Source organism: Aquisalibacillus elongatus, from assembly GCF_003843875.1.
GTDB lineage: Bacteria > Bacillota > Bacilli > Bacillales > Alkalibacillaceae > Aquisalibacillus > Aquisalibacillus elongatus.
Genome location: NZ_RKRF01000010.1, coordinates 198,692 through 210,209 on the forward strand (window position 1 = coordinate 198,692; position 11,518 = coordinate 210,209).

Sequence of the window (11,518 nt, forward strand, 5' to 3'; positions counted from 1 at the left end):
CCTCATTTCATTAGTTTTTGGCTTCAATTCTGAATAACTGTTTAAGGCTATAAAAGTTAAGCTTTTGATTAATATATATCACAATAAGGGTGACAACAGCTAAAACCGTAAGCCAAATCATCGCATAGCCATAATCAAGCCCAGGTTGGTTTAAAGTTTCAGCAAGCTCACCTGAGAGTACTTTTGACATATCTACATACGTAAACGGACGTAGAAATGGTACATATTCCAATGCAGGTGTTAAGAGCATTGGAATTAGAAAGATTCCTAATCCAGCAATTAAGTTGACGAAAGCGTTGTTAAATAAAAGGTTTAGTAAGACTGATAGTATTAAGATTAAAAGTGTCGTAACGATGATTGCTAGAAACATATATGTTAGATATTGGCTTACAGGGACGATTGTCATATCACCATTTTGGTAAATGGTTATGGGTTGCTGAAAACTCCCAAATCCGACCTGGTTGTTGGCCAACCACCCGCCTATACATAACCCCAGTACTAAAGTCGTCATGATATAAAGGAAGTGAATCTTAACTTTGACAATCATTTTTTTGAAAAAAGTGATCGGGATTCCACTCATGACTGTTTCGTGCCGTCGTTCCATTGTAAGAATTTCACTACCGCTAATGAGTACAATCGTTAACAGTAATAGTCCGCTTATCATATCTACACTAGTGACCAAGAATTGGCTCGTCGTATTCGGGTTTGTTTCAATCGGTAAGTTATGTTGATCTAAATAACTCAGCATGTCTAGGTCTGATTCAACTTTTTCTTTAGGATAAATGTTATCTTCCGGGATACCAGTATTACCTTGTTCATGTGCTTCAAGCCTTAGGTCATGTAGTCGGTAGCCTTCTTCAATAAACAGTTCACGATTTTCATTTATATAATAGATTTGCATGTTTAATGTTGAAAGCTGTTGTAGCAAGTTTTCATGCATGGCTTGGAACTCCGGTGATGAATCTTGTATAGCCTCCATCTGGTAAATAGCAGAGTCAACAACCTCTTTTTCAGCCTCTTTTTGTTCCTTTACGGTTATGTGTGTTTCATTTGTCTGTTGAATGAACAGAAGCGGAAAAAATAGGAGAAGAAGCAGTCCTATAAGTAAATGTTTTTTATTTGAGATCAGAAGCTTAAGTTCAAATAATGTATATTTCCAATACATGTGTTTTCCACCTTATTTAAGTTTGAAAGAATTTTTGTCGAGTAATCCATTTGCTAGTTAAGAAAAACAGAATTTCTATAATGAATAGTGTGATTAAAAGGACCGTTATACCTTGTTGAAAGTTGATGTTATCAACATTAATTAAGAAATTTTTCTCGAACGTTATACTTTGACCGACGTCAAAGTAAGTCTGTGGAAAGTACTGTAGTTCAATTCCAAATAATTCACGTGTTGTTCTTGAAGAGTAAATGATTTCGGATATTAAGAAAAAGGTGCTCACAAATAAGACGATTCCCACATTGCGACTCACTAGACTTAACCACATATTTAGACGATTAAATATTAACGTTATGATGATTAATAGAATGGATGATTTTAATAGTAATTCTGATATTGAAATCATTTCATAATGCTCAATCCCCAACATTTCGAAATTCACTTTGATCGGAATTTGCATATCTAAATGCCCGAATCCATATAAGGAAGAAATCAGTACAAGTCCCAATCCAATTAACCCTAGAGTTAGCAATAAAGCATAAGCATAAGAAATAAAGCTTTTAACGTTTAACATGAGATACCACGACGTCGGGAAGCCTTGTAGTAAAGTCTTATGATGCTTGTCTCTTGTTAACGCGTCGCTACTAATAAAAATGAAAATAAATATGATGATGTAGACGAATGAATTAGATAATAGCTTTTGTAATTGTTGTAATGCGGTGTTTTCGGTCAACATACTATAGTTGATTGTGTGATCTTGATTTAGGTAGCTTTGTAATCGTAATAAGGTTTTATCATATAAGTGTTGTTGGTCCTTGCCCGGAATGGGTGATTCCATAAACAAGTCACCCCCAACATACTCTGTTCTGCCACTTGTTGTTAAGTAATCGAGTCTATGTACCGTATAACGCCTAAAGTTATCATTTTCAAAGGCTCTCATTTGTTTTTGATGTGTATTAATATAATATGCCATGTTGTTATGGACAGGCCCTGACATGCCACCTATTCCAGTGTTTCCGGTTTGTCTTCTGGTTTCCTGTTGTGCTTCAATTTCGTTAAGTTCAAACTGTTTAGCCTCAGGGTCAAATGACTCAGGGTGGGTGTCATGGTCGATTAGGACAAAAGCATAAATAATTAATAGAATCCCTAATAATGAAGCAAATAATAGATTTTTTTTACTAGTGAGTGTCAGCTTGAATTCATGTTTAATGAGTGAACGAATCATGATTGAACTCCTTAATAAGTCGAAAGTATTATATGTGATTGTATAATAACACAAAATAATTGTAAATTTGTGAATATTCATGAACATTTTTGTTTTTTCTTGTCGAAGTTTGTAGTGAGTGAAGACGTTTTTAATTTTTTGAATATTTGATAAAATGTGGTTAACGGGGGATGTGCATGAGTCAAATTAGTAAAAAAGAAAAAATTATTGCAAGTATTATATTGGCCCTCATTGGTTTATTTATTATTTGGGTTACTGGGCTATTAAATATGTGGCTGAATGGGATGAGTCATGTGATGGGTGATTCTGATTTTAAGCATCAAAGTTCTTTAATTGAAGAAGAGCAGACTGTTGAGTTAGATTTAAGTGATCTAAGTATAAATGAAGGTAAAACATTATATATGAACGAAACACAACATATTTACGTATCAGAGGTACTGGAACAAGAAGGTTATTATGAAGTTGTATTTCGATCAAAGGGAAACTATGGTTATGAAGGGGCGACATTAGTAACAGGTATCAAATATCAAACTGATGAACCCTACAGTTCTACACTTGTTGCAGATGCCGTAGCGACTCTAAATGGTCAGACTCAAGAATTGCATACATCTCGTTCAACTAGCTTAATTTATCGAGATGGCGATGAGTTTGGATATTACATTCCGAAATCAGGAATTGATGTGAGTCAAAATCACATTGTTGAAATAACGGTAACAGGATTAGTTTATAACAGGTGGTTTAATTTTGATCGAGTCTATTAAAGGATATTTTTGGGTGATGAAAATAATAGTTATATGCAATTTTGTGAAATAGTTCACAAAATCATCATTGAATAGTAACATTCCGTTAACGATTTAGGGATTAGTTAAAAGGTTGAATAGGGTATGATGGTAGTGAAGGGGAGATTCTATGTATAAAAAACATGAAAAATGGTTGATTATCCTCAGTTTTGTAGTAGCGAGTATTATGTTGTTGTCGATTATTGGACGACTGTTTTAAATAAAAGGGGGTTGAACTCATGTGGGAATATGATCCGGTGATGTTCAGCCGGATTCTGACGGGATTAACGTTGGCGTTTCATATTATATACGCCACAATTGGCGTTGGGGTCCCGCTGATGATTGCGATTGCGCAATGGATTGGGATTAAGAAAAATGATGAGCATTATATTCTCCTTGCTAGACGCTGGACGCGTGGGTTCGTCATTACTGTTGCGGTAGGTGTCGTAACAGGTACAGCGATTGGCTTGCAGTTGTCACTGTTATGGCCAAACTTTATGGAATTAGCGGGGCATGTAATTAGTCTACCGCTATTTTTAGAGACTTTTGCGTTTTTCTTTGAAGCAATTTTCTTAGGGATTTATTTATATACGTGGGATCGGTTTGAAAATCAGAAGAAGCATATGTTGCTACTGATTCCGGTTGCCATTGGTGCGTCATTCTCAGCGTTTTTCATTACAATGGTAAACGCCTTTATGAATACACCTGCTGGCTTTGACATTGTGAATGGAGCCTTAGTGAATGTTGATCCATTAGCTGCGATGTTTAATCCAGCAACACCGACGAAAGTCGCGCATGTGTTAACGACAGCTTATATGACGTCGGCCTTTATTTTGGCGTCAATTGCCGCATTTCAAATATTTAAAGGTCGAGATCATATTTATCATAAAAAGTCACTTTACTTGATGATGAAAGTCGGGCTTATTTTCTCGATTGCAACTGTATTAGTTGGAGACTTATCAGGTAAGTTTTTAGCTGAATATCAGCCAGAGAAGTTAGCAGCTGCTGAGTGGCATTTTGAAACGGAAGAAGCAGCGTCGTTGTTAATGTTTGGTTATTTGGATGATGAAGGCGACGTTCAAGGTGCGATTGAGATACCATATATGTTAAGTATTTTAGCGCATGGTGATCCGACTTCAGAGGTAACGGGATTAAATGAGTATCCTGAAGAAGAGCAGCCACCACTTATTGTTCACTATTTCTTTGACTTAATGGTTACAATCGGTATGTGGTTGACGTTTATTTCTGCCTTTTACTGGCTAGCTGTAAGGCGTAAGTGGAAAGTGATTAAAAATAAAGTTTTTAATTTCATCCTTGTATTGTCAGGACCACTTGCAATCATGGCGATTGAGATGGGTTGGTTCTTTGCAGAATTCGGGCGACAGCCATGGATTTTACGAGGGGTTATGAAAACACCTGAAGGCGCAACTTCCGCAGCTTATGTCGATACAATGTTATTTTTATTCGTTGGATTATATCTCGTGTTAGGAACCGCGAGTGTCATTGTGTTAACGAAAATGTTTAAGAAAAATCCAGTCGAACGAGAGCTGGAAGATCATGCCCAGGAAAGGGGTGAGTGGTAATGGATCTAGCAATTGTAGGGATCGCAGTACTTTGGACGTTCCTATTTGGCTACATTATCATTGCCTCGATTGACTTTGGTGCTGGATTTTTCAGCGCCTATAGTGAGATAGCAAATACAAAACACATTTTACACCATATTATTCAGCGTTATTTGTCACCCGTTTGGGAAGTGACGAATGTGTTTTTAGTATTCTTCTTTGTCGGAATCGTAGGCTTTTTCCCGAGTACAGCTTTCTACTACGGAACAGTTTTGTTAGTTCCCGTTAGTATTTCAATTATTTTGTTAGCAATTCGCGGATCTTACTATGCATTTCAGACGTATGGCGCAAAAGACAGTAAGTTTTATATTTTCTTATATGGTTTAGCGGGGCTGTTGATCCCAGCTTCATTGTCGATCGTACTGACGATTTCTGAGGGTGGATTTGTGGAAATCGTTAATGGCAATCCGAAGCTTATGTATGAAGAGCTATTCTTTAGTCCACTCACTTGGAGTATTGTTATTTTAAGTGTTGTGAGCGTCTTGTATATATCTGCAACATTTTTAACGGCATATGCGGATGTGGCGAAAGATTACGATGCCAAAGGAGTTTTAAGAAAATATGCCCTAGCCTGGAGTGGACCAACGATTTTATCTGCAGGGTTGATTATTTGGCAGCTCAGACAGCATAACGCCGAGCATTTTCAAAACATCATGGATATTTGGTGGATGTTCGGCTTATCGGGCGTATTTTTTATCATCACGGTTGTGTTGTTGTGGATTAAAAAATATTACAGCTTAGCATTTTGGAGTTTAATTATACAGTTTGCGTTAGCTTTCTTTGGATACGGCATTTCACATTACCCGTATCTGCTGTACCCTCACTTAACGATTTATGATGGTTTTACGAATGATGCTATGGCAACTGCGTTAATCATTGCGTTTATTGCCGGTTTTGCTTTACTCATTCCATCATTATTTTTACTAGCAAGATTGTTTTTATTTAACAAAGATTATGTTCGAGGAGAAGAAAAGAGGAGGTATTAAGAATGGATCATTTCTTAATTACGTACGCGCCGTTTATAGTGGTGATTGTGTCAATTTTTCTAGCCTTTTGGTCAGGGTTAAAAGATGATGCTGTGAAGTGAAGTGGAAACCCGTGAATTTTAGAATTCACGGGTTTTGTTGTGTGGAGTGCGAGCACTAGTAATTTTGAATCCAATATCGTAGTTTTCTTAGCTTTTTGTTATAATATTCCTAAAAAACAGGGTGAGAAGATGGATCGGAAATTTATAGTACATATTGTGATTTTGACAGCATTAAGCTGTTTACTGCTTTATATGATTGAGCAAGTATTTGGAGCACATTATTTAGTAAAGACGAGTAGTAAGATTGGACTTTTCTTAATCATACCGCTCGTTTATATTAAATATTTCTTAAAAGATTCGATTTTTGATTTTCTGAGGTTTAATCAAATCGATTGGGATCGGTTAAAGCTAGGCTTTGGTTTAGGACTTTTATCGATGATTATTTTAATCGGTACCTATATTCTGCTGCAAGGTTTTATTGAAGGCGAAGCAATTATTTCTGACCTTAGGGATCGACTTGGGATCTCGTTTAAAGAGTACATCTGGATAGCGGTTTATATCACGTTTGTTAATTCTTTGTTGGAAGAGTTTTATTTTAGAGGCTTTATTTTTCTTAAATTTTATCAATCAGACTTGCCGATTTTAGGTTATCTCTATTCCTCGGGATTGTTTGCGGTATATCATGTTGCGATTTTTGCAACATGGTTTAACATTTGGCTGACACTTCTCGCATTAGTTGGCTTGTTTGTGGTTGGGTTAGTGTTTTGTTATTTAAATACAAAATCGAATAACTTCTTGAATTCTTGGATTTTGCATATTTTTGCGGATATTGCGGTTGTATCTATTGGTTTCTATTTATTTTGGACGTTGTAAAGGAGAATGGGTATGAAGTTATTTGTTTACGGGACGTTGAGAAAAGGTGAGCGTAACCACGATTTCTTAAAACAAGCGACACTGATCTCAGAGCAAAGTTGGACAGAAGGATTTTTGATCGATACAGGTTATGACTATCCTGCGATGGTGATTGATTCAGACAATCTGGTTTATGGTGAAGTGTATGAAATAGATTCTGAGACGCTCGCGAAAGTCGATGCGTTAGAAGGTTATAAAGATGACTCTGAACATAATCATTATATGAGAAGTAAGCGAATGATTTATTCAGATGTGGGCAGTATGGAAGCCTATGTTTATTATTATCACCATTCATCTCAACATGAAAAAGTTCCGCATAATGATTGGCGATTAAAAAAATTACTTGAACAAGGCACACCATTATATTTCGCGTATGGATCTTGTATGGATCATGAGCGGATTGAGCAGGCAGGTATGCTGAAGCAGTTTGAGACACTCGGGGTGGGAGTTTTGCCACGACATGAACTTCGATTTACGGTGAGTTCACATGACGGAGGGCGTGCAGATATTGTTGAAGCGAATACTCACGAGGTTGAAGGTATTGTGTATCGTATTAGTGAGAAAGCTCTAGATTACTTGTACGAACGGGAAGGGGTACATATTGGTAAATATAGACCTGCTGTAGTTGACGTGAAATTTGATGGTGAGAAAAGACCAATGCTAACCTTTATTGTGAAAGAAAAAATGAATGAAACCTCGCCGCCGGATCACTATTTAAATGAGATTTTGCGCGGAGGGGAGCCGCACTTATCGGCATCATATTTAGAAAAAATTGAACAGCGAGTAAGAAATTTAAGGGTGGGGAAGTAAGTGCATTATACCTATATGCTACGATGCCGTGACAAATCATTGTATACAGGGTATACAAATGATTTAGACAAGCGGTTAAAAAAACATCTAGAAGGAAAGGCATCAAAATTTACACGAACTAGACTTCCGGTAGAGATAGTTTATTATGAAACGTTCGAAACGAAGTCTGAGGCTATGAGTCGAGAAGCGAAGATTAAGCAGTTATCGAAGGTAGAAAAAGAAAGTTTGATTAGGAAGTAGAGCTTGGGAGAAGCACCCCAAGCTTTTTTTATTTAATATAAGTTTCAATTTTCTGAAAAAAGGATATTGAAATAAAAATGAGCCCTACTTTGATAGGACTCATTTTGCGACCGGTTCTTCTTGTGGTTCGACCCAATGATCGGACCAGTTTTGGATTTCATTTAAAACGGGTTCCAAAGCGGTGCCTTTTTCCGTTAATGAATATTCGATTCTAACTGGTGTTTCATCGTAAACTTTTCGCTGAACGATACCTTCTTTTTCAAGGTCTTTCAGTCGTTCAGACAACACGCGGCCGCTTATGCCGATTTCAGATTCAATATTGCAAAAACGTTGAGAACCGTTTAATAGTTGAAAAACGATTAGGCCGGTCCAACGTTTATTTAAGATAGATAATGCTTTTTCGAATTTTGGGCAAATGTTTGTATCAGCCATGATATTCACCTCTTTAATTTTATTATACCTTATAAGAAAGATTTTTAAAATAGTTTTTATTTACTTGACGTAATTAAATTTTAAATATATACTTACTTACATAAAGTAACTTAATTATTTCAGAGGAGGAATGTTCAACATGGCAAATGTAACATTAGACAAAGTTCATAGTGCAATTAACTTTTCAGTTAAGCACATGATGGTATCGAAAGCGAAAGGTGAATTTCAGGATTTTGATTTAGAGGTCAATGGAGATGTCAAAGATCTTGAAAATACAAGTGTAAAAGTAACGGTTGATGTAAGTTCAATTGAAACAAATAACGAGGATCGTAATGGTCATTTAAAATCAGAGGATTTCTTTGATGTTGAGAACCATCCTAACATCGTGTTTGAAAGTAAATCAGTTAAAAAAGTTAGTGATTCTGAATATCACGTAACTGGCGATGTAACGATTCGTGGTACAACGAACGAAGAAACATTTACTGTTTATCAAAACGGAATTGCGAAAGATCCGATGGGTGGTAATATGGTAGCTGGTTTTGATGTAGAAGGTAAAATTAACCGTGAAGATTATGGATTGACTTGGAACGCACCATTAGAAACAGGTGGCGTTCTAATCGGTAAGGAAGTAAACCTTACAGCAGCATTTGAATTAGTTATCGAAGAATAAATAAGAGAAGCCAGGCGATGAGCCTGGCTTTTTTCTATTTCAATCCTTTTTCTTCTAAAATATCTATTAGTAAATCAGGTCGGTCGGTAATAATTCCATCGATTCCGGCATCGACAAGCTTACGCATCGTTTCTTCATCATTGACTGTCCAGTAATGAATGTCAATTCCGAGTCGCTGTGCCCCTTTTATGATATCTTCAGCAAAGAACTGAAAATATTTATTATGTAAAGGGAGCTGTATGGCGTGTCCTGTTGGTTTGAATAGGTTTCTAGCCCAGAGTTTATGTGTGATGACAAAATTAAAGGCTGATTGTTCACCAGTACCAAGGGCGATACTGCCGTTAGAAAGGTCATTAAACGTATCAATGATCTCTTGGTCAAAAGATGCAACCATGACTTGGTCTTGCATATCATACTCCTGGATTAACTCCCATAGTTTTTGGGAAATAACACCATATAATTCTGGCGGATTCGTATGTTTAATCTCTAACATATAATTCATATCTGGGAAACGTTCAAACACTTCTCGCAACGTGGGTTTATAAATGCCAAGTCCACGGAACGAATATTCACCATTGATATCGAGAAAATGAAAACCAGCATCTAACATTTGAAATTCTTCAAGTGTGAATTCTGAGACTAAGCCGGAACCGTCAGTTGTTCGATCAACCGAAGGATCATGCATCAGTACTAGATGTCCGTCTTTAGTGATATGGATATCCACTTCAATCATGTCGACACCTAATTCTGAAGATTTTTCTATGGCTGTCATGGAGTTTCCGGGTGCAATTAAATCACCTGCTCGGTGCGCAATGACGAGTGGTCCTTCATGATTGCTTTCTAAAAAGTCGTGCTGAATGACTTGTGGTTGTGGTCTTAAGTATAGTAAATAAAAAACTAGTAAGTAGACGATGATGATTGGTATTAATATTTGAAAGAGTTTTTTCTTCATTTTGGTCACTCCAACGAGCTTCACTTTATATATCCATATACCTTTTTACTAGGTGATTATAACATTTTTGCTAAATTTATTGTTTCAATAATGAATTGATGTCATGGAAGTGATAAGATAAATCATAATAGAATTTTTCTAATGAAAGGGGTTTGAATAATGCAAAATCAAGTTATTCAGTATCTAAAAGACAACCGCGAAAAACATTTAGAGCAACTAAAAGAATTTTTAGCTATTCCTAGTATTAGCGCATTATCCGAACATCATGAGGACGTTGTGAAAGCAGCTGAGTGGGTAAAAGAGGATTTATTAAATATTGGGTTTGAACGTGCAGAGGTAATGCCAAGTGACGGGAAGCCAGTTGTGTATGGTGAAATTGTTAAAAATCCCGATGCGCCAACGGTTTTAGTTTATGGGCACTATGATGTTCAACCAGTTGACCCCGTTGAATTATGGGACTCAGAACCGTTTGAGGCTACGATTCGTGATAATAAATTATATGCGCGCGGGGCAACAGATGACAAAGGACAAGTTTTTATGCATATGAAAGTGATGGAGGCTGTCTTAAACAATGTTGATACACCACCGGTTAATTTTAAAGTTTTAATTGAAGGTGAAGAAGAGATTGGAAGCCCAACGTTACCGAAATTCTGTGAGGAGCATGAAGATATGTTGAGTGCGGACTTAATTGTCGTTTCGGATTCTGCGTTAGTGGAAAAAGGTAAACCGACGATTACATATGGCCTTCGTGGTCTTGCGGGTATTCAAATCGACGTTAAAGGTGCGAAAGGCGACCTTCACTCAGGTGAATACGGTGGCGGTGTCATGAACCCAATTCACGCTTTAGTTAAAATTTTAGATTCATTCCGTGATGAGAACAATAAAGTGTTAGTAGATGGCTTTTATGATGATATTCCGGAATTGTCTGCTGAAGAGCGTGAAGCTTTAGCACAAGTTCCGTTCGACGAAGAAAAACTTCAACAAGAACTTGGGGTTCCTGAGCTTGCTGGAGAAGAAGGTTATACGTATGTTGAGCGGACTTCGGTTCGTCCTACGCTTGAAATTAACGGTATATACGGTGGTTTCCAGGGTGAAGGGATTAAAACGGTTTTACCATCTGAAGCGGCTGCGAAAATTACTTGTCGCTTAGTACCAGACCAAGACCCTGAAGAGATTGTTAAGAATTTAACAGCTCATGTTGAGAAAAATAAACCAGCTGGTGTTAACGTTGAAGTTACGCCGTTTGATAAAGGAAAACCTTATGTAACGCCATTTGACCATCCTGTTATTCAAACAGCAGCTAAAGCTTATGAAAAAATTTATAACGAGGAGACAGCCTACATTCGTGGTGGAGGTTCGATTCCGATTGTGGCTGAACTTGATCGTATTTTACAAGTACCTGTTGTTTTAATGGGCTTCGGCTTGCCAGATGAAAATTTACATGCTCCGAATGAACACTTTAACTTAGAGAATTTTGATAAAGGAATGGACACACTCGTTCATTACTGGTTTATGCTAGAAGATGTAAAATAAGAAGAAAAAACGACCGCTTGATGGCGGTCGTTTTTTCTTGCAATAGACCCCGATCCGGCACTGTCTCTTCAGTCATTTAAAGCGTTTATTCTTTGCATTATGTTCTTGCAAGTTTTCAGCAATGAATTAAACTGAAAATTAGAACTATTTCAAA

At 36.9% G+C, this 11,518-nt stretch carries 13 protein-coding genes; 9 read left to right on the forward strand and 4 right to left on the reverse strand.

Annotated elements, in window-relative coordinates; genetic code table 11:
• Positions 1-10: 10 nt before the first annotated feature.
• Both EDC24_RS10890 and EDC24_RS10895 read right to left on the reverse strand, forming a co-directional pair.
• Positions 11-1,165: a hypothetical protein gene (locus EDC24_RS10890; RefSeq protein WP_124222483.1), complete on the reverse strand. Its 1,155-nt coding sequence runs from the start codon at positions 1,163-1,165 to the stop codon at positions 11-13.
• Between the two features lie 16 nt (positions 1,166-1,181).
• Positions 1,182-2,387, reverse strand: coding sequence for a hypothetical protein (locus EDC24_RS10895; protein ID WP_124222485.1), 1,206 nt, complete (start codon positions 2,385-2,387; stop codon positions 1,182-1,184).
• 176 nt (positions 2,388-2,563) lie between these two features.
• Here EDC24_RS10895 and EDC24_RS10900 point away from each other — a divergent pair, with 176 nt between their 5' ends.
• From EDC24_RS10900 to EDC24_RS10925, 7 genes are all read left to right on the forward strand, one after another.
• Complete coding sequence (locus tag EDC24_RS10900; RefSeq protein WP_124222487.1) at positions 2,564-3,148, forward strand: hypothetical protein; 585 nt, start codon at positions 2,564-2,566, stop codon at positions 3,146-3,148.
• A 257-nt stretch (positions 3,149-3,405) separates the two neighbouring features.
• Positions 3,406-4,749, forward strand: a complete 1,344-nt coding sequence (locus EDC24_RS10905; protein WP_124222489.1) for a cytochrome ubiquinol oxidase subunit I — start codon at positions 3,406-3,408, stop codon at positions 4,747-4,749.
• A complete protein-coding gene (locus tag EDC24_RS10910) occupies positions 4,749-5,774 on the forward strand; it encodes a cytochrome d ubiquinol oxidase subunit II (RefSeq protein WP_124222491.1) in 1,026 nt (341 codons plus the stop codon). Before EDC24_RS10905 ends, EDC24_RS10910 begins: the two co-directional genes overlap by 1 nt.
• Before the next feature lie 2 nt (positions 5,775-5,776).
• The gene (gene cydS, locus EDC24_RS15520; protein ID WP_425455187.1) at positions 5,777-5,875 is read left to right on the forward strand and encodes a cytochrome bd oxidase small subunit CydS family protein; all 99 of its coding nucleotides are present in this window, start codon (positions 5,777-5,779) and stop codon (positions 5,873-5,875) included.
• 129 nt (positions 5,876-6,004) lie between these two features.
• On the forward strand, positions 6,005-6,688 hold the full coding sequence (locus EDC24_RS10915; protein ID WP_124222492.1) for a CPBP family intramembrane glutamic endopeptidase: 684 nt from the start codon (positions 6,005-6,007) through the stop codon (positions 6,686-6,688).
• Between the two features lie 12 nt (positions 6,689-6,700).
• Entirely contained in the window at positions 6,701-7,537 is an 837-nt protein-coding gene (locus EDC24_RS10920) for a gamma-glutamylcyclotransferase family protein (protein WP_170158564.1), read from the forward strand.
• Positions 7,538-7,777, forward strand: coding sequence for a GIY-YIG nuclease family protein (locus EDC24_RS10925; RefSeq protein WP_124222496.1), 240 nt, complete (start codon positions 7,538-7,540; stop codon positions 7,775-7,777).
• A gap of 99 nt (positions 7,778-7,876) precedes the next feature.
• Here the strand turns inward: EDC24_RS10925 and EDC24_RS10930 are convergent, their stop codons facing one another.
• A complete protein-coding gene (locus EDC24_RS10930) occupies positions 7,877-8,209 on the reverse strand; it encodes a winged helix-turn-helix transcriptional regulator (RefSeq protein ID WP_124222498.1) in 333 nt (110 codons plus the stop codon).
• 139 nt (positions 8,210-8,348) lie between these two features.
• Here EDC24_RS10930 and EDC24_RS10935 point away from each other — a divergent pair, with 139 nt between their 5' ends.
• Positions 8,349-8,879 carry a YceI family protein gene (locus tag EDC24_RS10935; RefSeq protein ID WP_124222500.1) on the forward strand — a complete coding sequence of 177 codons (531 nt, stop codon included), beginning with the start codon at positions 8,349-8,351 and terminating at the stop codon, positions 8,877-8,879.
• Between the two features lie 34 nt (positions 8,880-8,913).
• Here the strand turns inward: EDC24_RS10935 and EDC24_RS10940 are convergent, their stop codons facing one another.
• A complete protein-coding gene (locus tag EDC24_RS10940; RefSeq protein ID WP_124222502.1) occupies positions 8,914-9,831 on the reverse strand; it encodes a glycerophosphodiester phosphodiesterase family protein in 918 nt (305 codons plus the stop codon).
• 159 nt (positions 9,832-9,990) lie between these two features.
• Here EDC24_RS10940 and EDC24_RS10945 point away from each other — a divergent pair, with 159 nt between their 5' ends.
• Positions 9,991-11,364, forward strand: coding sequence for a dipeptidase (locus EDC24_RS10945; protein WP_124222504.1), 1,374 nt, complete (start codon positions 9,991-9,993; stop codon positions 11,362-11,364).
• Positions 11,365-11,518: the final 154 nt, after the last annotated feature.